The organism is Salinimicrobium sediminilitoris (assembly GCF_020866905.1).
Taxonomy (GTDB): Bacteria; Bacteroidota; Bacteroidia; order Flavobacteriales; family Flavobacteriaceae; genus Salinimicrobium; species Salinimicrobium sediminilitoris.
The window spans coordinates 139,901-164,916 of sequence record NZ_JAIVCC010000013.1 but is presented as its reverse complement, the minus strand read 5'-3'; the positions used below and the strand labels follow the sequence as shown (position 1 = coordinate 164,916).

The 25,016-nt window shown below is 40.2% G+C and carries 21 protein-coding genes and 1 riboswitch; of the genes, 14 read left to right on the top strand and 7 right to left on the bottom strand.

The window, feature by feature from the left end; genetic code table 11:
• Window positions 1-45 precede the first annotated feature (45 nt).
• From LA313_RS12080 to LA313_RS12070, 3 genes are all read right to left on the bottom strand, one after another.
• Complete coding sequence (locus LA313_RS12080) at window positions 46-807, bottom strand: DUF481 domain-containing protein (RefSeq protein WP_228915304.1); 762 nt, start codon at window positions 805-807, stop codon at window positions 46-48.
• A 67-nt stretch (window positions 808-874) separates the two neighbouring features.
• Window positions 875-2,440 carry a serine hydrolase gene (locus LA313_RS12075; protein ID WP_228915302.1) on the bottom strand — a complete coding sequence of 522 codons (1,566 nt, stop codon included), beginning with the start codon at window positions 2,438-2,440 and terminating at the stop codon, window positions 875-877.
• A 105-nt stretch (window positions 2,441-2,545) separates the two neighbouring features.
• The gene (locus tag LA313_RS12070) at window positions 2,546-2,950 is read right to left on the bottom strand and encodes a LytR/AlgR family response regulator transcription factor (RefSeq protein WP_228915300.1); all 405 of its coding nucleotides are present in this window, start codon (window positions 2,948-2,950) and stop codon (window positions 2,546-2,548) included.
• A 436-nt stretch (window positions 2,951-3,386) separates the two neighbouring features.
• Here LA313_RS12070 and LA313_RS12065 point away from each other — a divergent pair, with 436 nt between their 5' ends.
• From LA313_RS12065 to LA313_RS12010, 12 genes are all read left to right on the top strand, one after another.
• Window positions 3,387-3,806: a tyrosine-protein kinase family protein gene (locus LA313_RS12065; protein WP_228915298.1), complete on the top strand. Its 420-nt coding sequence runs from the start codon at window positions 3,387-3,389 to the stop codon at window positions 3,804-3,806.
• Between the two features lie 180 nt (window positions 3,807-3,986).
• The gene (locus LA313_RS12060) at window positions 3,987-4,205 is read left to right on the top strand and encodes a hypothetical protein (RefSeq protein ID WP_228915297.1); all 219 of its coding nucleotides are present in this window, start codon (window positions 3,987-3,989) and stop codon (window positions 4,203-4,205) included.
• A 420-nt stretch (window positions 4,206-4,625) separates the two neighbouring features.
• A complete protein-coding gene (locus LA313_RS12055; RefSeq protein ID WP_228915295.1) occupies window positions 4,626-5,558 on the top strand; it encodes a CsgG/HfaB family protein in 933 nt (310 codons plus the stop codon).
• The gene (locus tag LA313_RS12050; RefSeq protein WP_228915294.1) at window positions 5,555-5,881 is read left to right on the top strand and encodes a hypothetical protein; all 327 of its coding nucleotides are present in this window, start codon (window positions 5,555-5,557) and stop codon (window positions 5,879-5,881) included. The genes LA313_RS12055 and LA313_RS12050 overlap by 4 nt, the downstream gene beginning before the upstream one ends.
• Window positions 5,878-6,222: a DUF4810 domain-containing protein gene (locus LA313_RS12045; protein WP_228915293.1), complete on the top strand. Its 345-nt coding sequence runs from the start codon at window positions 5,878-5,880 to the stop codon at window positions 6,220-6,222. The genes LA313_RS12050 and LA313_RS12045 overlap by 4 nt, the downstream gene beginning before the upstream one ends.
• Window positions 6,219-6,911 (top strand): GNA1162 family protein, encoded by a 693-nt coding sequence (locus LA313_RS12040; protein WP_228915292.1) that lies wholly within the window; start codon window positions 6,219-6,221, stop codon window positions 6,909-6,911. The genes LA313_RS12045 and LA313_RS12040 overlap by 4 nt, the downstream gene beginning before the upstream one ends.
• A gap of 405 nt (window positions 6,912-7,316) precedes the next feature.
• A complete protein-coding gene (locus LA313_RS12035) occupies window positions 7,317-7,730 on the top strand; it encodes a hypothetical protein (RefSeq protein WP_228915291.1) in 414 nt (137 codons plus the stop codon).
• A 379-nt stretch (window positions 7,731-8,109) separates the two neighbouring features.
• Window positions 8,110-8,238, top strand: a riboswitch (cobalamin riboswitch).
• Window positions 8,239-8,349: 111 nt separating this feature from the next.
• Window positions 8,350-9,324: a ribonucleotide-diphosphate reductase subunit beta gene (locus LA313_RS12030; protein WP_228915290.1), complete on the top strand. Its 975-nt coding sequence runs from the start codon at window positions 8,350-8,352 to the stop codon at window positions 9,322-9,324.
• Between the two features lie 52 nt (window positions 9,325-9,376).
• Window positions 9,377-11,068, top strand: a complete 1,692-nt coding sequence (locus LA313_RS12025) for a ribonucleoside-diphosphate reductase subunit alpha (protein WP_228915288.1) — start codon at window positions 9,377-9,379, stop codon at window positions 11,066-11,068.
• Between the two features lie 234 nt (window positions 11,069-11,302).
• On the top strand, window positions 11,303-11,671 hold the full coding sequence (locus LA313_RS12020; protein ID WP_228915286.1) for a helix-turn-helix domain-containing protein: 369 nt from the start codon (window positions 11,303-11,305) through the stop codon (window positions 11,669-11,671).
• Complete coding sequence (locus LA313_RS12015; protein WP_228915284.1) at window positions 11,671-12,444, top strand: hypothetical protein; 774 nt, start codon at window positions 11,671-11,673, stop codon at window positions 12,442-12,444. The genes LA313_RS12020 and LA313_RS12015 overlap by 1 nt, the downstream gene beginning before the upstream one ends.
• A 99-nt stretch (window positions 12,445-12,543) precedes the next feature.
• Window positions 12,544-12,735: a hypothetical protein gene (locus LA313_RS12010; protein WP_228915282.1), complete on the top strand. Its 192-nt coding sequence runs from the start codon at window positions 12,544-12,546 to the stop codon at window positions 12,733-12,735.
• Window positions 12,736-12,754: 19 nt separating this feature from the next.
• On the opposite strand, the gene LA313_RS12005 is transcribed toward LA313_RS12010, so the two are convergent.
• The 4 genes from LA313_RS12005 to LA313_RS11990 all read right to left on the bottom strand — a co-directional run bounded on the left by LA313_RS12005 (window position 12,755) and on the right by LA313_RS11990 (window position 19,631).
• Complete coding sequence (locus tag LA313_RS12005; protein ID WP_228915280.1) at window positions 12,755-14,299, bottom strand: RagB/SusD family nutrient uptake outer membrane protein; 1,545 nt, start codon at window positions 14,297-14,299, stop codon at window positions 12,755-12,757.
• Between the two features lie 17 nt (window positions 14,300-14,316).
• On the bottom strand, window positions 14,317-17,709 hold the full coding sequence (locus LA313_RS12000; protein ID WP_228915278.1) for a SusC/RagA family TonB-linked outer membrane protein: 3,393 nt from the start codon (window positions 17,707-17,709) through the stop codon (window positions 14,317-14,319).
• Window positions 17,710-17,791: 82 nt separating this feature from the next.
• A complete protein-coding gene (locus LA313_RS11995; RefSeq protein WP_228915276.1) occupies window positions 17,792-18,934 on the bottom strand; it encodes a FecR family protein in 1,143 nt (380 codons plus the stop codon).
• 142 nt (window positions 18,935-19,076) lie between these two features.
• On the bottom strand, window positions 19,077-19,631 hold the full coding sequence (locus tag LA313_RS11990) for an RNA polymerase sigma factor (protein WP_228915274.1): 555 nt from the start codon (window positions 19,629-19,631) through the stop codon (window positions 19,077-19,079).
• A gap of 285 nt (window positions 19,632-19,916) precedes the next feature.
• On the opposite strand from LA313_RS11990, the gene LA313_RS16430 reads away from it, so the two are divergent.
• Window positions 19,917-21,881: an MGH1-like glycoside hydrolase domain-containing protein gene (locus tag LA313_RS16430; RefSeq protein WP_228915272.1), complete on the top strand. Its 1,965-nt coding sequence runs from the start codon at window positions 19,917-19,919 to the stop codon at window positions 21,879-21,881.
• 3 nt (window positions 21,882-21,884) lie between these two features.
• Entirely contained in the window at window positions 21,885-24,992 is a 3,108-nt protein-coding gene (locus LA313_RS11980; protein WP_228915259.1) for an aminotransferase class III-fold pyridoxal phosphate-dependent enzyme, read from the top strand.
• Window positions 24,993-25,016 lie beyond the last annotated feature (24 nt).

Genomic DNA, 25,016 nt, shown 5'->3' with positions numbered 1-25,016 from the left:
ATTTTTAACGGCGCAAAAGCTTTAGAGGACATAGCACCTAAACTTTTATATACTGATCCCTACTCCCAAATTCAGGTTGGAGGTATATTCTTCGGTGTTCAACGGAGTTTTACTGTCAAAGTAGTAGTTGTAAAGAGTAAAGACTTTTAGCCAGGTGGAAAGGGGAATGTCAAGTCTGAATTGTTCCAGGATCCTGTAGTCGCTTATATCTCTATATAGCGGCTGATAGTAAACAGTATTGGCAATGGAAAATTTTTGTGATTTGGCAGTGTATGATAAAGTAAGATAGGTGCTGTTGCGGTGATTATAGTTAGTGGTTCCTGCCTGGTCACTGGATTCCATTTCATACATATAGCTGTTACCGGCATAACCGGTGAATCTTTCCTTATCAATCCATTTTACCCGGAGCCCGGCACCGATCAAATTTCGCTGCTCTACCACCAGAAGTTGGTTGTACTGCCCCTGGAGAAAGGTCTCAAATCTAAATAGCTGACTAAACTTGTAATTGAACCTCCCGTGAAGGAACCACGCATTCTGCAGGTTTTCTTCTCCCGAATCAATAAGCTTATAATTCCCCAGGAAAAAATAGATCTTCCGGAGGTCCTTTGACTTTAGCTGCGTGGTAAGGGCTGCATCTATCTGGTTGACCTGGCTCCCGTCATTGTTGGTGTGATTGAAGGAGAAATCGGCGTTAAGGGTAAACCTTATAGAGTCGGTCTGCATGCGTTTGGATTCAATATTCACCAACTGTGCAGAGAGTACCCCCGGAATCAATAAAGCTGTAGCTAAAAGGAGAATTCTTATCATAGCTGGCAAAAATAAAATTTTTAAATTGACCTGTTCCCGGGCTTTTCGGAGCCTCTTTTTTTGCCGGCTATTTTATCCTGCTAAAATCCAGGTCCTGAAAATCAAAACTAAAGTCGGTCAAAGGAGAGACGGGTTCCATAGTGAAACCGATGGGCCGTCCTTCGCGATCAAGGGAGAAGATTACAAAAGCATCTCCATTCAGGCTGCGATCATCCCATCTCACCACAAATGAATTTCCTTTGTAAAAACTCATTTCCCCATGCAGATCGGGAGAATTTTCGGCTTCAAAACGCAACTTTCCATCCTGCATTTTGATGTGCACCTTTCCAAACCATGGATCCTCGTAAGTTCCGGAATAATTTGAGAGCGCTTCTGCACTCATTTTACTTTTCTTCTGAACTTCAGCAACATTCTTCCAGACTTCGGCCACTACAGAATCTGCTTGCTTTTCATAACGCAACCTGCTTTCATTGTACTGGCTTATCCTGTCTTCTCCTTTAATTCCGAAGTAAGCATCCTTAATGCTGTTGGTGATCGACCTGAAGGCGGCACCAGACTGCTGATTGGTAAGAACAATAATCCCCAGGTCAAGTTCAGGGATCATGGTCACCTGGCTCACGATCCCCAGGAGACCACCGGTGTGGGTGACTTCCAGGTAGCCGTTCACGTCACTTAAAAACCAGCCCAGCCCGTAAGCTTTGAAGTGGGTATTATAATCACCTTTTCCGGTACCCGTGAGGGTTTGTGGTTTCCACATTTCGCGATGTTGCCGCTCGCTGAAGAGTTCCTTTTCCAGGTTTTCGCCATACTTTCCGCCGTTAAGCTGGGCCTGTACCCATTTGCTCATATCTTCTACGGAAGAATACACTCCCGCTGCCGGATTGGCGGCATCGGTAAAGCTGAGGCCTACCGGTACCAGTTTACCGTCTGTAGGCGCATGGCCGTCGATCACATTGGATTTGTCCTCGATCAGGTTATAGTTCACAGCCGAACGATCCATGCCCAGGGGTTCAAAAATGTGTTCTTCAATATAAGTTTCATAATCCTGTCCCGAAACCCTTTCCACAATAACCCCGGCCACGATGTACAGCAGGTTATCGTAATCGTACTGAGAACGAAAAGAGGAAACAGGCTTGAGATAGCGCAGGTTGTAGATAAGTTTATCTTTTTGAGTGGTATTTTGTGATGGCCACACCATAAGGTCCCCGGCACCCAGGCCGAGTCCGCTGCGGTGGGTGAGCAGATCCCGCACTGTAAATTCGCTGGTGACATAAGGATCATATAATTTAAATTCCGGAAGTACTTCAATGACTTTGGTATCCCATTCCAGTTTACCTTCATCAACAAGCATTGCCAGGGCCGCACTGGTCATAGCCTTGGTGTTGGAAGCTACTCCAAAAAGGGTATTTTCGTCCACCTTTCCCCCGTCTTTTAGAGACCGGGTGCCGTAGCCTTCCATATGAATTACCTCCCCATCCTTTAGAACTGCAACAGCAATGCCGGGTACGTCAAAGGTTTTCATGGTCTTTTGAACAAGGCTGTCTATTTGCTTCTGATTAAGACCCTGGGAGAATCCTGAAAATCCGAAGAACAAGAAAGTAATGAGGGAAATTTTGATAAGATACGTTTTCATGAGGTAAAATATTTTGCCTCTAAAGATAACACTTCCAAAGAATTCTCTTACATGAGGGATGAGGCAATAGTCCTCACCTTTGAGCTCTTCGTACCAATATTAGAATTAAAATGTTTTTTTTGATTTATTTAAAGATACCGGTTTAAGGATGCAATAAAAAGCAGGAATGGAATCATAAAAATTCCCTCGAGGAGTTAGGAGTTTTTTAAAGGCTGATGCTTTGTTGCTGCTTATAACCTGATCTCCCGGGGCAGCAGGTTCGGTCTGTAGAAGAAGACGACCTTTAAAATAAGGTTCTGCCCTGGCAACTGCATGAATATTCACGATCAATTGACGGTTCGCCCTGAAGAACTTTTTAAAATCAAGCTTTTCTTCCAGTTGATCGAGGGTATAATCAATGACAAATCTTTGTTTATCAAAGTTCACCAGAAGCACAATTCCTTCTTCGGCCAGAAAAAAGGCAATTTCTTCCTGCTGAATGACCTTTATGCTTTGTCCACTTTTAACCATAAAACGGGACTTTTTTGCGACTGATGGCTTTAATTGGCTGTTTTGTAATAAGTTCCTTAGACTTGGGTATTTAAAAATCTATCATCTGGGTTTTCCTCACAAAGGAACCAGAGTCTAAATCCTTCCAAAGATAAAGGGTCTAAAAAGACATTTTTTAACTTCATTTTTTTGGATCCATTTCTTACCTCAAAAGTATTTTCCAAACATTCCCGGTGAGGGAGTAGTACAGGGATAACAACCTTTATTTTACCTGAAAGAAATATGGTGTCTTGGCAAATTCTATAAATAAAGAGTTTTTTGCGAATTCAGGTAAAAAGGTGCTGTTGTTAGGGGGGATTTACGAAATCCAAAACTTCAGGCTTACAAAGCGAATAGTGACAATCTACTGGGTTTAAGCGACTATTTGCTCAATGATAACCTTTGCTTAAAATTCCTTGTGGGTCCTTCTAATCTTCATAAGGATATAGATGTCCTGACTTCGGGAAGTATTCCTCCAAACCCTTATGAACTTTTAAAGCAGGAAAAAATGGCCACGGTCTTCACTGATTTGGAAGTGAGGTATGATTTTATAGTAGTTGACACAGCACCGGCTATGCCTGTAGCAGATACTTCATTACTAACCAGGTTTGCCGATGCTGTTCTATTTGTTGTAAGATCAGGATTTACGGAGAAAGAACTATTGGAATTTCCTTTGGATTGTTTAAAAGAGGGGAAATTTGATAATATTAGCTTTGTTCTTAACGATCTCAAACCAACACATTTGGGATATGGGTCTAAATATGGTTATGGTTATGCACAAGACAAAAAAAGTTCATGGTTAAAAAGGAGTAGAGATCCCGAACCTGTTTACAATTAAATAAACCCTGAAGATCCTGAAGATTATTTTAAAAGTAAGAATTTAACAAGGACAAAAGATCTAACAAATTGTTATTTAAACATTATAAATTTTCTACTACTTTGATTGAACACATCCTTTTCTAAATATCCTCTCTAAATTTTGGTACAATGATTGATTATTATTCTGAAAATAAATATTATGGGTAGACCTTCTACAAAACCAAAAGACCTTAGGGATGGTTATTATATTGAGGTTAAAAGTAAAACTCAAAAATCTGGTATTAAAATTCGAAGAGATACCAGAAGCCAATTATTGATGGCAATAGATGAATATAAAGAAAATAAAGAGGTCATTGTTTTGGGTAAACAAGAAAATGGCAAAATGAAAGAAATACCAGAACTTAAGGTTAAACCTTAGATTTTTCAATATTAAATTGTTAGAATTTTTTGGTGAATGATGATCTAGTAGTTTTTTATCATTAAAAAAGGTAGTTTTCGCCTTCTTCGTGAAAACCTATTCTGCTCATTTATACTTTTACCGTCCCTAAGGGTCGGGCTCTCTTTAATCAGAAAATCCCGCTAAACAAATGTTTGGTGGGATTTTCTGTTTTAAAACCTAGCGTTTGCACCTAAATAGTTGAATCTTTAGATTTTGTGCTTCGAAGATAAGTTCTAATCGTATAGTATAGTAAATTAAAATATTATCATTTATTTAATACACTTTAACATATTTTTCTTATTCTTGTGTAGCCATTTTGAGATTCTGCCCTACCAGATATATCTCGAATGAGATGATCCGGAATTCCGGTATGAAAATTCTATTCAAAATTATTGTACAATGAGAAAAACTCTAATGAGCTTCGCACTTGGTTGCACCCTCATCGGCTGCACTGTGCAGCAAAAAGTGGTTCAAGTGGAGCCTCAGGTCATGGAATTGCAACAACCTGAGGCGCAGGGATTGAAGCGAAAAGTAGCTATTGCAAGATTTTCTAATGAGACCCAGTACGCCAAAGGGATCTTTTATGACAAGGAAAATGATCCAATTACCAATCAGGCACTGGACATTTTAACTACCAAACTGGCTTCCTCAAATAAATTTATTCTTTTGGAACGGCAGGAGATGGACAAAATAATGGAGGAATACAGGCTCTCTGAAAACCAGGGGCAAAAGGTGGGGGCAGATTACCTCATTATTGGTTCGGTTACAGAGTTCGGGCGTAAAAATGTTGGTGATGTAAATGCTTTTTCCCGAAGCAAAACCCAAACCGTACAGGCAGGGGTAAGCCTACGATTGGTAGATGTCTCTACCGGGCAGATCATCTATTCTGAAGAAGCAAAAGGTGAGGCCGAAACTACCAGCAAAACAGTGATGGGCCTTGGGGAACGTACGGATTTCGATGCGACTCTTAGTGACAAGGCAATTTCAGTGGCAATTTCCAAGCTTGTTGAAAATATTATCAACAACTGTATGGACAGGCCATGGAAATCTTACTTCCTCAATTATGACCAGGATGGGATCTTGATATCTGGAGGTGCCAGTCAGGGGATAAAGGTTAATGATGTTTTTGAAGTCGTTGAAAAAGGTAAAAGAGTAAAGAATCCGCAAACTGGTATGATGGTCGAATTGCCGGGTAAAACTGTCGGGAAGATTAAAATAACCTACATGGGGGGTGAAAATCCGCAGTCCGAATTCTCAATGGTTTCTTTTGTGGAAGGAGCGATTGACAGCAGTAACCTAGATAGCTACTACATTAAAGAAACTGAAATATGAAAAAACTGATCCTTTTATTTGCTGTGCTTACGGCAGTAGGATGTACCGGTGTAAAAACCACTACTGCAGGTTTGGAAAATGAGGCCTTCCTGGTTTTTCTGGGAAATCCAAAAGATTACGAAACGGGTGTAGAGGTAAACATCGATGACAAAACTTCTTTTTCAGCAGAAGTACAAAAAAATCATAGTGACAGACCCAAGGGTAAAGTCTACGCTATTTCAACAGGACCTCATATGGTTTCTGTTATTCACAACGGTGAAATGATCTTTCAAAAAAGAATTTTTATATCCACCCAAGAGACTAAAAAAATAATCCTTCCATGAAAAAATCAATCTTAATATTTATCGTAGTAATCCTGGCTACGTCCTGTAGTGCACCCAAACAATTATATTCCTGGGAAAAGTACGAAGCTGCCAGCTACAATTATATCAAAAACAGTGACGAAGCATCCTTAGCGACTCTGCTTGAGAATTATGAAAAAGTAATCTCAAAACAAAAGGGTACAAGAAATGTTGTTCCCCCCGGTATTCATGCTGATTACGGGTTTATTCTAATGAAAACGGGAAGAGTAGCCGAAGGGAAAGATATGTTGGCTAAGGAAATGGAGCTTTATCCCGAATCTAAAATTTTTATTGACAGAATCTTAAAAATCACCGAGTTATGAAAAAAGCACTGTTTATCTCCTGTTTAATTGTTTTGAGCCTTGCCAGTTGCAGTGCACCAAAAGTGGCCAAATCTGTAGCCTATCCACAAATGTATGAGCAAGAATCACTCACTGTTTTATTGATGCCACCCATCAACAGAACTACTAATGTAGAAGCAAAAGAATATTTCCATACCACATTAAATGTTCCCCTGGCCAATGCAGGATATTATGTTATTCCTCCTTTTCTTTCAATGGAAATTCTGAAGAAGGAAAGTGCCTATGACGCAGAATTGTTTTTAGATTCATCCCTAAAACCTTTTGGGGAAATCTTTGGTGCCGACCTGGCTGTTTTTACTGTTATCAACAAGTGGGATAAGTCTTCAATTGGCGCCACTGTCAAGGTTGAAGTGGAATATATTATTAAATCAACAATGACTAATGAGGTCCTTTATAACAGAAAAGGTGAAGTGATCTATGACGCTTCCGTAAGTACCGGTGCCGGAGGCGTGCTGGGTCTTGTCGCCGATCTGGCAATATCTGCACTCAATACGGCTGCGACCAAGTACGTGGATGTTGCCAAAGCCTGTAATGCATATACTTTTCAAGATCTACCTACCGGGAAGTATAATCCAAAATTCAAGCTTGACGGTGAGGAACTTGCTGGTCCTAAAGAATTTCAGGTTCGTTTAAAGAATCAGGCCTACTAGTTTAACTGAATATATATTTAAAGACAAATCCCGCTCAAACTAACGTTTGTCGGGATTTCCGCTTTTAAGCCGCAGCATGGCTGCGCTTGATTGTGGAGCCGGAGGGAACGACCTAAATTTAATTTTTTCAGAGTTTACGGGGCTTCCTGAAGGCATCATAATATTGGTCACCGTATTGGTCTCTCTTTAACAAAGTTTAACTTTTAGGCATAAAATTAAATGGATTTTACTCAATTTATCGATACTAGAACCAAGTAAAGAAAACCTTTAACTCAGATTTTTTGAGACCGGGTGAACTGATTTACTTTACTATTCAATACCTACGGAAAACTTATTTTGGGTATTATATTTTTCCGGTTTCCCAATAGATATCATCCACCTGTCATAGGCGGCTTTCCTTAACCATTGGACCTGATAGTTTTCCTGGAGACCGGGGGATTCCGCCGCAGAAGTAGCCAGTTTGGAAGCGGTTTCATAATCTTTGCTGTTGTCGTTGTGATGGTAAACAAAAGCAGCATGAAACTTATCAATGGTATGTTACTAATTCCCATTATGGTAAAGTATTATGTGGGAAACTCTACTTTCAACCTTCAGGCTGGACCTCAGGCAAGTATTATACCTGAAGATACGGGAAAGGAAGTTAATTCTTTTGGTCTTGATGCCAGCATTGGTGCTGAATTTGATATTACTGAAAATTTCCAACATCAGGCCCGTTATTCACTAGAAATAACTAATCGAATTGGTGAGGTGGAGGGTATGCCCGAGGACGTAAAATCTAGAGTTAATTCGTTGATTTTTGGTATAGGTTATCAGTTCTAAGTAACTTTAATTTTTCATCTAAAAAAGCGGGCATAACGTCCGCTTTTTAGGATAAGCAATGTTGTAGAATCTGTCAAATTGGATCTTCAATTCCAGAATTTAATTTTGCTTGCAGATGCGATGTTCGCCTAAGCTTTTTGTATGCTTTAAGGCTCTTTTTCCTCCTGACAATTCAGATTCTGTCTATGGATTAAAATGTTAGGAAACATTTATCACCTAATTAAAGCAGCAGGTTAATAACATCTGTGTCTACCCATTTCTTCAAAAGATCTTATGCCGCCAGTGTTCTTTCATCTGTATTTCATTTGTGGAAAAACATGTGGAAAACTATTTAGGGGTTCCGGGAAATTGGCTATTGGAATACCTAATTTTATTCCCGTAAACTTGTAACCGAAAAGTATTACCATTTGGGTAATAAGAGGGGAATCATGTGAGAATCATGAGCTGTTGCGCAACTGTAAGTAATTTTATTACGAGCCAGACCACCTTTCTTTTCTGTTAGACTTTACTTTCGCATAAAAAGTAATTGTCCGCCGAATTTTGTGATCCTTTCTATCACTCGATCCCGTTGGAACTTTCTCCTTTTATGCTTTTGAATTCAACTAAAAACAAAAGTATTATGAGCATTTTTGACAAAAGGATTAATTACAAACCCTTCGAATACCCCGAAATTTTAAGTTTTACTGAGGCTATTAATAAATCCTTCTGGGTTCATTCGGAAGTTGATTTTACTGCCGATGTTCAGGATTTTCATTCGCACCTTTCCCCTAATGAGAAGCAGGTAGTAAAACGTAGTCTACTCGCTATTGCACAAATTGAAGTCGCTGTAAAGTCCTTTTGGGGGGATCTTTATTCCCACCTTCCTAAACCCGAGTTTAACGGACTTGGAAGCACATTTGCCGAGTGTGAATTCCGGCATTCTGAAGCTTATTCCCGATTGCTTGAAGTACTTGGCTATAACAACGAATTCCAGACCTTAATCGAAACCCCGGTTATAAAAAAACGTATTAAATATCTTTCTGAAGCTCTTGCCCATACAAAATCTGATGATAAAAAGAAATATGTGACTTCTCTAATCTTGTTTTCAATTCTTATTGAAAATGTCTCTCTTTTCAGTCAATTTGCAATCATTCTTTCTTTTTCTAGGTTCAATGGGGTGATGAAGAATGTAAGCAACATTATTGCATGGACATCTGTGGATGAGCAGGTACATGCCAACGCAGGAATTTATATTGTTAATAAGATCAAAGAAGAATTTCCAGATTTCTTCGACGAGAGCAGCAGAGAAGAGATTAGGAAGATTGTAAACAATTCAATGAAAGTAGAAGCAGAGATCCTGGACTGGATCTTTCAGGATGGAGAGATCGAAAACCTAAGCAAAAAAGACCTGCTCACCTTCATGAAATTCAGGATAGATGACAGCCTTGAAAAAATTGGAATGGAAAAACTCTACCTGGATGTCACCCGTGGAGTCCAGCCACTGTTGTGGTTTGAAGAGGAAATCTTTGCCAACAGCCTGGATGACTTCTTTGCTAAAAGGCCAGTGGACTACACAAAGCACGATAAAAGTATTACCGCCAACGATTTGTTCTAATAACCCCATTTCTTCAGCTGAATCTAAAAGCTGAAAATAAATTCAACAAACTATGTCCGTACAGCTTCAGAATGAAAAATTGAATTCAGGAACACAAAATGAGAGATTATGGTGGCTAAATGAAGAAAGCCAGCAGATCCTTAATCGGGGTTATCTTCTAAAAGGTGAAACAACAAAATCTGCCATTGAAAGAATAGCCAATGCCGCTGCAAAAAGGTTGTATAAACCCGAAATGGCAGGAGCCTTCATTGAAATGATTGAACGTGGGTGGATGAGCCTTAGTTCTCCAATCTGGGCAAATATGGGGACTGAAAGAGGATTGCCTATTTCCTGCTTTAATATTTATGTCCCCGATAATATAGAGGGGATTACGCACAAATTAGGGGAGGTGATCATGCAAACCAAGATTGGTGGGGGAACTTCGGGATACTTCGGGGAACTCCGCGGGCGCGGCACAGCGGTAACCGATAATGGGAAAAGTAGCGGTGCCACCAGTTTCATGAAACTGTTTGACGCAGCTATGGATACTATTTCCCAGGGTGGGGTGCGAAGGGGAGCCTTTGCTGCTTACCTGGACATTGATCATGCAGATATTAAGGAATTCCTTGAGATCAAAAATATTGGCAGCCCTATACAGAATTTATTTACCGGGGTATGTGTGCCCGACTACTGGATGCAGGAAATGATAGATGGAGATCAGGATAAAAGGGAAATTTGGGCTAAGGTTTTGGAGAGCCGGCAGCAAAAAGGATTACCTTATATTTTCTTTACAGATAACATCAACCGGCACAAGCCGCAGGTCTATAAAGACAAGAATCTTCCCATTCACTCCAGCAATCTATGTTCGGAAATTGCATTACCTTCTTCTAAAGAAGAATCCTTTATTTGCTGTCTTTCCTCTATGAATTTAGAGCTGTATGACGAGTGGAAAGATACCGAAGCCGTAAAACTTGCTATTTATTTTCTGGATGCGGTACTACAGGAATTTATTGTCAAGACTGAAGAGAATTATTACCTGACGCCCGCAAACCGATTTGCAAAACGCCACCGGGCATTGGGACTGGGGGTTATGGGGTGGCATTCTTATCTTCAAAAAATTATGGTTCCATTTGAAGGGCTTCAGGCCAAAGGACTTACGAACAACATCTTCCAAGATATTAGCAATAAAGCACTAAAAGCTTCCAAAGAACTGGCTCAGATTTACGGGGAACCAGAAATGCTTAAAGGTTACGGGCAGCGTAATACTACTTTGATGGCGATAGCCCCAACGACTTCCTCTTCAGCCATTCTGGGACAAACTTCCCCTGGTATTGAACCCTTCAGCAGTAATTACTATAAAGCCGGACTAGCTAAAGGTAATTTTATGCGGAAGAATAAATATTTAAAGAAGCTATTGATCGAAAAAGGCATGGATACCGAGGATACTTGGCGAAATATTATGCTCAATCATGGAAGTGTACAGCAGCTAAATCAACTATCGGCATTAGAAAAAGCTGTTTTTAAAACATTTAAAGAGATTAGTCAGTTGGAAATCATTCAGCAGGCATCGGTCCGGCAAAGATTTATTGATCAGGCGCAAAGTTTAAACCTGAATATTCCATCAAATCTACCGGTAAAAGAGGTGAATCGATTAATAATTGAAGCCTGGAAATTGGAAGTGAAAACCCTATACTACCAGAGAAGTCAAAGCGTTTCCAAGGAGTTTATAACAGAAATGGTAACCTGTTCCAGTTGCGAAGCTTAGAGGCAGTTTAGACACTGTTACTTCCAGCAGTTGCTAATAGTTTTGTGCGTTATTAATTATTAGGTGATAGCTTAAATCAGTTGAATTTTTCCGATTTAATGATTTTTCATAATTCTTGATTTTTTGCTGCTGATTTCTGAAAATGTACTACCTTTTATAGTTAAACTCATGAAAAGAGAACTTTGTTCTTTTTTCTCTCTTATAATTTGGTGAAGTAACCAAAACTTCATCAAAATGTCAGACGAAAAACAATGGAAACCCTCTCAAGGTATCGCACAGCACCTAAAGCAAATTAAACTGGAAATTTCCAACCCTTCTTCTAAAAATGTTCGATCTCCAGAGCCTCATCATCCCTTTGTAGATCGTATGGAATCCGTCGAAGATAAATTAGATGCTCTTCTTAGAGTTTTTCGGGAAAAGGGAATCTATACCACTAAAATGCTCATTTTGGATAATGCAGATTTCATTCAATTGTTCAAGATATCTGCAAGAACAGCTCAAAACTGGAGAGATGAAGGTCTCATTAAATATTCCCAGGTAAAGGGGAAGATATTCTATCGATTGGAGGATGTAGAAAAGCTTCTTAACCGCAGTAGAAAGTAATGACTCTTTCCACCATTCTTCTTGAGCAAAGGCAAGTAAATGTGCCTGTGGAACTCCTAATTGATGCTCAGAAAAAAGGATATCAAAAGAAGCTCCGGCTCTTTCTTCTCCTTAAACTGATGTTTCCTTCCGGAAAAACCAGATTGTCCAGGAATGAGATGGAATTTATTCTCATGGTTGAAAAGATCAAGTCCAGAAAAACCTTCATTTCCTATTTCGACTTTTTGCTGGATAAAAGCTGGATTTACTATAATTCAAGAACCGGATATTTTATCCTAAAATCTCTTGATCGAATAAGAGAAGAAAATGAATGGAAAGGACGTTGGGCAATTCCGGTAAATTTTACGAGCTACCGGAAATTAAAAGCAGTTATAGGGGCAGTCATTTTTGGATTTCTCCATAAGGACTTTCATAGAAAATTGAGGAGGAAGAAAAGCGTACTGGTAAAAGGCGGTACCTATAATTTTCAACCTGGCTCATTGTTGCGAATGTCTCAAACTGCCCCGGTATCTGTCTATGGAGCTGCAATTCTTTTTAATATTTCAGTATCAACAGCCAGTAGATTAAAACAAGCTGCAGAAAAGGAAAAATTACTGGAGGTGAAAAAGAACTTCGGAGACAAAACTTTAAACAAAGAAATGGCTGTAAAATGTCTCAAGTACAATGATATGAACAATGAGGTGGTTTATCACAATGGAGGATACCGACTTCAGTTAATTGACGCTATTTTACCTCTTTTTCTTTTTGTAAGACGGAAAAAATTGAAACCATAAAGAAAAGGTAGGGTGGGAAAAATAAAAATAATTTTTTGCTCTATCGTTTTAACTGTTTTTATAAATTATTCAACTGGTCCCTTATCGTGCCCCACTACTATGTCCAGTACCGAGCCCATTACTATGCCCACTACCTGGCCCACTACCTTTCCAAATTTGGGTACAGCTATTTCTTTTCAGACCTGGAAGAATGATCTCACCTTCCCAGAAGAAAAAATTAGCCTCTTTACGCTTAATAAATTCGTTGTGGAAAAAAATAAAAGCCTGCAACTTCAGGATGCAGGCTTTTAGGACAAAACTTCGGTTATTATCAAATTGCAGTATTAGTCTGTTTTTCTGAAAGGGGAACAGGAAAATAAGCATGCTCATCTGCATTAAAATTAGTTCTGCCTTTTTCGTGCATCTCTGTTTCTAATAAATCCCATCGACGCAGATCGTAAAACCTGGTAGATTCAAGTGTTAGTTCCATAGTGCGTTCATGGATTATTTGCTGAAATATTTCTTCCTGGCCGCTAAGGTTAAGGGCGGGCATATTGCCGTGAACCGAACGAACTTCATTAATTAGTGTCATTGCTTCAGAAGATTTTCCAAGTTCATTTAAAGCTTCTGCCTGCATAAGCAGTACATCTGCATAACGCATTAATACTACGTTTACACCCACATAACCATTATTATACACATAAACCGGCAACCATTTTCTAAAATAAGCACTATTGTCTTTGGCATCGGCGGAACCATATGTTTCTGCTATTAATTGATCCCAGGTACTTCCTTCCATTCTATTAGTTGCGGCATCATTAAAATAAGGATCATCAAAATATAACGTAGCATACAGGCGATTATCGTAAAGGTCATTTTCTGCAATCTTTCCTTCCTGTTTCATCTCCTCTACAAGGGCATAATTGGCTTCAATTCCTCCCCAGCCTCCTATTGCCCAGTCTGCAACAAAGGCATGTAGGCGGGTATAATTATTGGAACTGGCATCGGCGCTTTTAAACTGAAGTTCAAAGATGCTTTCCTGGTTGTTTTCGTTTTCCCCATTAAAGAGGCTTCCAAAGTCTGGTTCCAGGTCGTAAATCCCACTGTCTATCACCTGTTGAAAAGCGGCAGCTGCATTTTCATAATCTCCGGCTTCAGAAGAGCTCTCATCACCAGCCTTGAATAAATAGGCTTTTCCAAGATAACTCAAGGCTGCACCTTTATTCGCATGTCCAAGATTTTCAGCAGAAACTTCGAACGCCAACATTTCCGAAGCAGTTTCAAAATCGCTAAGGATAAGCTCCCAGGTTTCACTACGTGTACTTAAAGGTTTGTTTATATTTTCATTGGTTATGGTTTCTGTACGGGTAATGATTTGCTCATATAAGGTAAGCAGTCTAAAATGATAGTAGGCCCGCAAAAAGGTGGCTTCTCCAATTATCCTCTCTTTTTCAGCTTCAGAAATTTGCTCTGCCGTCATCTTACCAACGTTAGCAATTACCTGGTTAGCAAAATTTATTCCTTTATAATTAGTTTCCCATAGCACGTCCAAAAAGATATGACCATCGGTATAATTAAAATTAAATATTGACATCCAATGGGAGTAGTTAGAGGCATCGGGACCCGGTAAGGCATAATCTGAGCGAAAATAGTCGACTATTGGACGACCTTCCTGCCAGCCGTTCCAAAAATCGCTTCGTGCCTCCAGTTCTGAATATGCGGCTACCAGACCAGACCGGGCATCATCGGCGTTCCTCCAGAAATTCTGCGAGGTTAACTGATCCGGAGATTTTTCATCTAAAAATTCTTCTTCCGAACAGGAGAGTACTGTTAGCACCAATAATGGAAGTATTGTAAATTTTATTAGTTTCTTCATTTTCTAAAATTTTTAAATTAAAATTTAAGCTGAATTCCGCCAATCAAAGATTTGTATTTTGGATAAAGATTGCTGTCTATTCCTCTTGAAAGTATAGCTCCCCCCACCTCAGGATCAAGGCCTGAATAACTGGTAAACGTGAAATAATTTTGTGCAGTCACAAACAATCTTAAGTTATCGATAAATAGGTTTTCAAGTCGGGCTTCGGGTAAGCTATATCCTAATTGAATTGTCTTTACCCGCAAATAATCTCCATCTTCCAAAAATCTTGTTGAAGCACGGTTATTTCGATTTGGATCATTCAATACAGCCCGTGGAATATCGGTATTGGTATTTGTTGGCGTCCAGGCATTAAGACTTTCTGAACGAAAGTTTCTTCCTGTGTCCAGACTTAATAATCTAAAATCATTTCCATTATAGATTTTGTTCCCACCTGCACCCTGGAAGAATACTGTAAAATCAAATCCTGCATAATCTGCAGACAGGTTTAAACTGTACTCATATTTGGGAATTGCAGTTCCCGCATAAATTTCGTCTTGCTCATTGATTACCCCATCGTTGTTTTGATCTACAAAGCGAATATCTCCTGGTGCTGCATTGGGTTGAATTAGATTCCCATTAACACTATGAGCAGCCACATCGGCTTCATTCTGAAAGATACCGTCGGCTACCGGAAGAAAGAAAGCTCCGGGTTCAAAACCTATTTTGGTTTGATTTACAAAATGATCTGAACCAAACAGTAAGCCAACGCCGTAAAGTACCTGGTCTTCATTGCTTAACCTGGTCACCTCGCTATTAATAGTAGTAAAAGTCGCAGCAGCCGAATAATTTACCGCATGATCATTGTTGCGGTACTGCATTTCAAATTCAAAACCTTTATTTTCAAATTCGCCCACATTCACGACAGGATTATTTACCCCGGCCGAAGGTGGTACTTCCCTGATAATTAATAGATCCTCGGTGGTGCTCTTGTAATAATTCACTGAACCGGTTAATCTATTTTGGAGGGAGCGAAAATCCAAACCGAAATTAGAGGAAGTATTAGTTTCCCACTTAAGATCGGGATTCTCCAGATCTCTTGCAATACTTCCAATATAGGAGGTTTGTGGCATTCCAAATACATAACCGCCGTCATAGTAGCTTTTCCCTTGTGAAATAAGAGGGATGTAGTCATAATACCCTAAAGCACTATCATTCCCTGCCTGACCCCAGCTGTATCTCAGTTTTAGGAAATCAAAAATTTCCTGCTCCTGCATAAAAGCTTCATCTGTAATCTTCCAGCCAAGGGCAAAAGATGGAAAATAGCCATACTTATTGTTTTCCCCAAATTTAGAGCTGCCGTCCCGACGAAGGGTTGCCTGTAAGAGATATCTATCCATAAATGAATAATTAAGACGACCAAATTGCGACGCCAACGTATAGGTAGCATTTGTGCCGCTTGCGGAATAGGTCCCGTCGCTAAATGCATCTAAAGTATTAAAGCTTGGGTCAAGGATGATAGCAGGAATTTTATTACCATTCTCATCAGATTTGTAACCTTCTGCCTGTGCATAAGTCCATTTTAGAGGCTCCGCTATTCGCTGATATCCAGCTAGAAGATCAAAATTGTGTTGGGCAAGTTCAAAATTATAATGCAACGTATATTCCTGATTCAACCTTCTGGAGGTGGAGTTGTATTCAGAAATAAAAGCGAATTCCCGCTGCGCAATATCCTGTACATCCCTTACCCTAAACGGCTGGTGGAATTCGTAAGTGTAATCCTGTAAATTTGAGAGCGAATAACCGGCTCTGGCTGTTAATCCGTCAATTACTTCATAAGAAATATTGGCGCTCCCCAGGAAATATTTAAGACGGGTATGGCCATCAATAAAGTTATCTTCTCCAATAGGATTTCTATGATCGGGGATGTCGCCGTTTCTGTACCCAAAACCTGATTCTTTACTCTCATCAAAAACCGGTATAAGCGGAGAAATAAAATAGGTTTCCCTAATAGAGAACTTATTATCTTCTTTATAAGTCTCGTTATAATTAAGACTGGTGCTAAGCTTTAATTTGCCTTTGGTAAGGTTTAGATTTGAAGAAATTCCTTTTTTAGTAAACTGAGATCCTAATAGTACCCCTTCTTCTTCGGCCATGTTGCCGGCGATGCTATAAGTTACATTTTCAGCTCCGCCACTTACCCGCACATTATTATTGAGCAGATAGCCGTCTCTATGAGTCTGATCAATCCAGTCTGTATCGACATTTGGGGGATTCTGCACGTATCCCGGTAGTTCCATTCCTGCATTTTCATACATTTGTCTATGTACCTCTACATATTCTGAAGCATTGAGAAGATTCATCTCTTCCCGGGGAGAATTAAGGCTGTAGGAGGATTCTATATCTACCTGCGGCAGACCCTTTGTTCCTTTTTTGGTGGTGATTATTACCACCCCGTTAGCTGCCCGGGTACCATAAATTGCTCCCGAAGCTGCATCCTTTAAAATTTCTATAGACTCAATATTATTACTGTCAATGAAATAAGGATCGGCCTGCACGCCATCTACAATGTACAATGGCTCATTATTACCAAATGTACCAAAGCCTCTAATTGAAACTTCAGGTGCTGCGCCGGGGCTACCTGAGGAATTAGTCACATTAACTCCCGACACACGCCCCTGCATTCCGTCCAGTGGATTTGTAGAAACCACCTTGTTTAGCTCCTCGCTTTTAACGGTGCTAATGGCTCCGGTCACATCGCTTTTCTTTTGCGTACCATATCCTACTACCACGACCTCATCAAGACCTTCCAGTTCTTCTTTTAAAACTACATTAAGCACTTCTTGATCACCTACTGTGACTTTTTGCGTTGTAAACCCTAAAAACTGGAACACCAGTATATCTTTGGGCCTTACTTCTAAAGAATAGTTCCCATCAAAATCTGTTTGGGTTCCGGTTGTTGTACCTTCCAGGTAAACATTTACTCCCGGCAAGGGCATACCTTTTTCATCTGTCACCGTACCAGACACATTTTGCTGAACTTCCTTCTTGAAAACAGGAGTCCCGTTGGTTTTTTCTTTGAGCAGAATAGCCCGTTTTTCGGTAATTTCATAAGTGTAACCCGTATTGGCCAGACTTTTTTGAAGAAGATCTTTCAGAAAAATTTCACCTTTTTGCACAGTCACTTTGGGAGCTTTTGCAAAAGCATTAGCCGGAAATACAAAGCTGTAATCGGTTTGTTGCTGAATAAGGTCAAAGGTTTCTTCTACAGTCATACTTTGATCCTTTTCAATTGTTATTGTGGCTGCCTGAAAAGAAACATTATTTTCAAGAGCATAACTATTAATACAGAACAGGAGTAAAAATAATTTTAAATAGAACGGAGCTATCCGTTTTTTGCGATCATTCGCATCAAGTAATTTAGTTTTCATAAATTTACATCTTGTTAATTATTCAGATTAATTAATAAAGGGGAATGGAGGTTTAAATTGTCCAGGTCTAAATCCCGTTCCCTTAATTTTTGCCCATAACTTTTATGGAGCTTCCATTTAATTCAAAATTTGCTTTATTAGTGTTTTTAAAGATTTCTAAAAGTTCTTCCAGCTGTTGATTTTTATTTAGCACTCCATTGAATCGCAAGTCCCGCATGGCTGGCTGCTCAAAATTCACCTCCACGTCATACCATCGGCCCACTACCTGCATAATTTCATCTAATGACTCATTATTAAAAACATACTTTCCTTGAGTCCATGATATATACTTCCAAACATTTACATGTTGAACCTCAAAATTTTCGTTAGAAACCAGAGATTGTTGGCCGGGCTTCAATTTTAGCGACCTCCTACCTGAGGAAATTTTTACTGAACCTTCCACAAGAGTAGTAGCCAGGCTTTCTTTATCGGGATAGGCATTGACATTGAATTTAGTGCCCAATACTTCAATTTCCTGCTCCCTGTTTTGCACTATAAACTTTTGCCCATTATTTTGTTTGCTGGAGGTGATTTCGAAATAAGCCTCTCCATATTCAATTCTAACGAACCGACTTTTTAGTCCCTTGAAGCTGGAGGGGAAGGATATTTTAGTATCAGAGTTTAACCAGACTTTAGATCCATCGGCCATTACTACAGAAAATTGGATACCCCTGGGCACTACCACCGTGTTCATTTTTATTTCTTCTGATACATTTTTTTCCTTATCTGAAGCATCAGGCTCTTTAATTATCAAGGATTGGCTGTTGGCGTTGTAATACCCACTTGTTATTGCGGCTCCTTCACTCATTAACTGTTGCCGGCCGGATTCATCTATAAGCAATACTCCTTTTCCCTGCTCTTCAGCAGAAGGAGTACTGGTAACTTCCACTTCTGTAGAAATAAAATCCGCGGTAAAAAAAGGAATGCTGAGCAACACCACCAATATGGCAGCGGCTGCCATGGCCCAGCGATAATTTCTGCGTTTGGTAGCAAATAGTCGTCTGTCCATTTTTTTCCAGGCCTTATTTGTAGAAGGGGTCTGATAATGCTCTTTTTGGAATTCGATCTTAACACGCTGATAATAATCTTGATGTTTTTGAGAAGCCTCAAACCACTCCTGAAATTCTCTTTCTTCGGCAGCGTTAAGCTTATTATCAAGTTTTTTAAGGAGGGTCTGGAATTCCATGAAAAAATTTAGGTATTTAATTATATGACAATAGGAAATCGTTTTCGGGTGACAAAAAACTTATTTATTTGTAAAATAAATTTTGATTTAGAACAAAAAGTCATGAATTCGGCCTATAATAGCCGGTGACAGGTAAAATAATTTAGATCAGGCTAAAGAAGAGAATGAGCAATTCATTCAGTTGGGTAATTTTAAGTCTGGCACGTTTAAGCTGGGTCTTCACGGTATTTACTGAAACATCCATCTCTTCAGCGATCTCGGCATAAGAATAACCTTCTATCACCTTTAAACTGAAGATTTTTCGCATTTTTGGCGGTAAATTTTCCAAAATAATTTCTGCCTTCCGCGTCATTGCTTCCTTCTCCTGTTGCTCTATCAGCTCAATAGAATCTGGAGAACAAAGGGAGGCGCTAATATCTAAAATTGCGTCCCGATCGGTTATTTTAAGGGATTTTAGTTGGTTAAGGCAGCGGTTGCGTACCGTGCTGTAGAGGTATCCCTTAATTGTGGTATGAATATCATAAGAAGCCGCATTTTCCCAAAGGTCGACGAACACCTCCTGGACTAGATCCTCACTTGCCGCTCTATCGTAGAGAAACCTGTAGGCGTACTCCACCAGACCGGAATATAGCAATTCAAAAAGCCGCTGAAAAGCTTTTTGATCCCTATTAATAATGTGACGGATTTCCAGATTCAAAGTTTATTCAGTATAAGAGGCAAAGGTCACAAATATAAAAATTTTGAGTACCTAAAAGTTTTTATCCTACAGTTTGCTAACCTCTTGTTTTGTATATTTTTTTCTCGTAATTTGGCTGCGTCCAAAATCCTTCTGCACAGGAGGAGCTTCTTTTACTTCCATTTTTTTCATTTTGCATAACCTCCCCATAAAGGGGTCTTATCTTTATGCGCTATGAATAATAAATCTTTTACACCCCTTTTCTTATTGGTTATTGGGTTAAGTTTAAATTATGGCTGTAGTTCCGTGAAAAAGGAAAATACTGCAACAGGAGTAACCTACCCGATACTGCCAAAAAACCTCCTCGATTATACCGGTACCCCGGCCTCGGATTTTGATAAGGACCTCCTGATGTTTTCAGATCAAGGAGCGTGGTTTGGTTATTCCATTCCAGAAAATGCAGAGCAACAAGGTTTTTCTGGACCCTTTTTGATGACCCAGGACAATGGCATTTGGAGCAGCCCAGCGATGGTACAGCTGGAATTGCTTCAGGAGGAAGTGCCTGTGAAATTTACCTCCCATAACAGTCTCTCCAGCCTCGGATTTTTAGAATTTAACCAGGCTACGAATGAACTGGAGGTGACTCAGCAACTCTTTTACTCAGATTCCAATACGGCAGCCATAAAAATAGAAATTACCAATACTTCCGGCAGCCCGCAGAAATTCGTACCTGTTTTAAAAGGCCAGCTTTCTCCCGAAAGTCTCAGTTTTGAGCAAAAGGAAAATAATATTCGCATGAATACCAGCGTGAATGATTCCTTTGGAATATTAAATTTTCCTGAAAACAAAAGTGCAAATTCAGAAGTTGCAGAAAACAGTTTCCGACTTTTATACCCACCTGTAGATCTTGCTTCCGGCAGCTCCTTTGAATTTGTTTATACCCAGAGTTTTTTCTTTCCCGCGGAAGAATCCGAAGTCAGTTTGCAGCAAAAACTAAAAGCCGCCGGGGAACTGCAACGTTCCTATTCCGAAGAATTTGAAGGCCGAAATCTTGAAAAACAACAAATCCTGAATAGCCTTTCTTTAAAATTGGAGGAAAACTGGCGGGGCGAGGAGTATCGGGATTTACTTGCGAAATTGATATTGACCCTTCAGAATAACTGGCGTAGTCCCGCCGGAAATCTTAAACATGCAGGACTTTTCCCCAGCTATCACTACAAGTGGTTCCATGGATTTTGGGCCTGGGATAGTTGGAAACATGCTGCCGCACTGGCTGCCTATGATCCGCAATTAGCGAAAGACCAGGTAAAGGCGATGTATGATCATCTCGATGAAAATGGATTTATGCCAGATGTTGTGTATCGGGATAACCTTATTGAGGAAAATAATTACCGGGATACCAAACCTCCGCTTTCGGCATGGGCAGTGTGGAAAATTTACGAGACAGATGCCGATAAGGAGTTCTTAATAGAGCTTTTTCCAAAGCTTGAAAAACAACACCAATGGTGGTATACAGATCGTGACCATGATAAGGACGGCCTGGCAGAATATGGCTCTACCGACGGAACGTTGATTGCTGCCAAATGGGAAAGCGGCATGGATAACGGGGTGCGTTTCGACCGGAGCAAATTGCTAAAAAATGGAGAAAAGGCTTATTCCCTCGATCAGGAAAGTGTGGATCTAAATGCATATCTCTATGCGGAAAAACTATATCTGGCAAAAATAGCTGCTGTATTGGAGCTGGATAATAAAATAGGAGAATATGAAAACTTGGCTGCAGCTTTAAAAACAAAGATCCAAAATCAGTTTTTTGATACAAAAACCGGCTGGTTTTACGACACTAGTCTTGATGGAAACGAGTTTATAAAGGTGAGGGGAAGTGAAGGTTGGATTGCTCTTTTTACTGAAGTTGCTAGCCAAGAACAGGCAGCACATATGAAAGAGACTATGATGGATCCACAACATTTTAACCTAAAAGTACCTTTGCAAACTTTGGATGCCACGCACCCGGCTTTTGAGCCTGATGGGGGCTACTGGAGAGGTCCCAACTGGCTTGACCAGGCCTACTTTGGATTGATGGGTTTAAGGAACTATGGATATGAGACCGAAGCCAACGAATTGGCTTATAAGTTGCTTCACCAGGCCGAAGGGGTGTTGAAATCGGGAAAATCCATTAGAGAGAATTATAATCCGGTCACGGGAGAAGGCCTGGAAGCACAGAATTTTAGCTGGTCGGCAGCACATCTTTTAATGTTACTCACTAACGAATAGACCATGCAGGAACCTTATCATTTCTTACCCCTTGAAGAAGCCCGACAACTGCTCAGGGAGCATTTTGGAATTGAGGGCCAAATGAAAACCTTAGCCGGAGAAGTCGATGCTAACTTCAAAGTAAAAACAAACGAAAATAATTTTCTACTCAAGATCTCCCGCTCCGGCACAGATGAAGAATTTTTGCTTTTTCAGCAAAACATATTAAAGTATTTGGAGCAAAGGGAGATATGTTCTTGCATATATGAAGATGGCCAAAAAGAACAAATTTGGGAGTTCCCTTTAGAAACTCCGGAGCTTTTTCAAGATCTAAAACAACAGGATTTTGTTAGGACCCAAAGAAGCAATGGAGAAAAAATTTACCTGCGTCTCTTAAGTTGGGTAGAGGGAAAGCTATGGAGTGATCTTAGGTATTATGACGAAAAATTGTTATACAGTCTTGGGAGTGCGGCCGGAGCGTTAACAGCTTCTTTAGCAGAATTTCGTGATGTATACGCCCAAAGAACTTATGCCTGGGATATCAATAATGCGGGTTGGACACAGGAATATCAGCACTACTTCAAGGGCAGGAAAAAAGAGCAGATAAAAAAATTCCATCGGGGGTTTAAAAATATAGCTTCCCAATTAAAAAGCTGCAGGCATTCTGTGGTACATAACGACTCAAACGATAATAACATTATTGTTACCCCCTTTGACCAAGGATACCGGGTCAAATCTATTATTGATTTTGGAGATGCTGTATATACCGCGACTATTAACGATCTGGCGGTTTGTATTACCTATGCGGTAATGGATCAAACAAATCCTTTGGAAGCTGCAATCCCCATAGTAAAAGGTTATCACCGGCAATTTCCACTGGAGGAAAAAGAGTTGGAGCTGCTGTACTGGCTGGTGGGTGCAAGACTGATTATTAGCCTTACCCAATCGGCACTTAATCGTGAAAAAGAGCCGGAAAATGATTATCTCATTATTAGTGAGAAGCCAGCTTTACTTTTGCTGGAACAGTGGGATCAGATCTCACCGGAAACGGCAACTGCTTTTTTTAGAAAAGCTTGTGGCTATGAGGCTCACCGGAATTATTCGGCATTTAAGGCTTTTGCACAAAATAACCGGGTGAAATTTTCAAGCCTGTTCAAAACACAATTACCTGTTGAAGAAATAAGGTTGGACCTTTCTTCGGCGACTATTCCAAACCTTGCCGACTATCGCGATCCAAAAAAACTGAAACATCAGATCAGGGAAATAAATAGTGACCAAAAAATGTCACTTTTGACCGGAGGCTATGGCGAAGTGCGGCCCGATTTTATGATGGATGAACAGCGGGTGGAAACAAACAGCGGCAGCTATTGGAAAGCAAAATTATTGGGAACACAGGCGTGGCAGTTCGAGGTCCTGTCTCTTTCTTCTCCTTTTGACGGAAAAGTTGTGTATAAAGACTCTTGGCGGCTCTTTGTGGCGCACGCCATGGAGATAAGTCAAACTGCTTCAACAAAACCGGAAGAAAACGAACTTTATTCGGAAGGAAAAACCGGGGGAGATCAGCCCGGAAGACCTGAAGCCTTAAAAAATGGAAAATTTCATCTTCTTTATTCAAATGTAGAACCCGCTGCAACGGTGAAAGTAGGGGAAATGGTTAAAAGAGGGGATTTCCTGGGAATAGTAAAATCGGACGATTCACCTTTTTTCCTACAATTAATGCTTCAGGATCCATTAGACACATCTGTGGAAGTGTCCTGCCTCTATCAGAATTTCGGGACCTTCCAAGAACTTTATCCCGATCCTGCCCTTTTATTTGAGGATTTGAGGGTGCTGGATAATCCTGTAGATATAACATCAAAAATAATGTTTAGAAAAAAGCATTTGGGCAAAAGCCTGAGTCTTAGTTATAAACAGCCTCTGGAAATGTTGCGTGGCGAGGGGGTCTTTTTAATTGACCATACCGGAAGAAGATACATGGACCTGGTCAACAACGTGGCACATGTAGGGCATGAACATCCAAACGTGGTAAAGGCAGGACAGGCGCAAATGGCAATGTTAAACACCAATTCTCGCTATTTACACGATAATATTCTTGAATTAAGTGAGAATTTACTCTCTACTTTTCCTGTCGAACTCTCTGTAGTGCATTTCGTGAATTCCGGCAGCGAGGCTAATGAACTGGCCATTCGAATGGCCAAAGCGTACACAGGGGAGAAGGATTTTATAAGTATGCAACTGGGCTATCATGGCAACAGCAATGCCTGCATAGACATTAGTTCATATAAATTTGACGGCAAGGGCGGCAAAGGTGCGCCCGCGCATACTCACGTTGTACCCTTGCCCGATACTTTACGGGGAAAATATTGCGGTGCAAATGCAGGGGAAAAATACGCCTCGCACGTTCGCGAATTGGTGCAGCAACTCAGGGATAAAGGTCTTAAGCCTGCAGCTTTTATTGCGGAAAGCATTATTAGTTGTGCAGGACAAATTGAACTACCCGATAATTTCTTAAAGGAGGCTTATGAAGTGGTACGGGATGCCGGTGGACTTTGTATTGCCGATGAGGTGCAGGTAGGTTGTGGCCGGGTGGGAACACATTTTTGGGGCTTTGAGCATCATGGGGTGGTGCCCGATATTGTAACCATAGGAAAACCTTTAGGCAATGGCCATCCTTTGGCAGCTGTAGTTTGTACGCAGGAGGTAGCAGAGGCCTTTGCTAACGGTATGGAATATTTCAACACTTTTGGAGGAAATCCTGTTTCCTGCGCCATTGGTAACGCTGTGCTACAAGTTCTTAAGGAAGAAAAATTACAGGAAAACGCTTTACATACCGGGAATTTTCTAAAGGAGGAGCTTAAAAAAATGGCTGCAAAGCATCCTGTTATTGCCGATGTACGCGGGCAGGGACTTTTCCTTGGCTTTGAATTGCTGGACCGGGAAAAAAATCCCCTTTCAAAGCAGGCGAATGCATTGGTACAGCGCATGAAGGAACGCGGCTATTTGATGAGTACCGAAGGACCAGATGATAATGTGCTAAAAATCAAACCTCCCATGAGCTTTGATCAGGAACATGCAAATCAATTCTTAAAAGATCTGAACCTAGTGCTGACAGCTGATTTTTTTCAATTATAAAAAAAACATTCAATAAATTCAAGA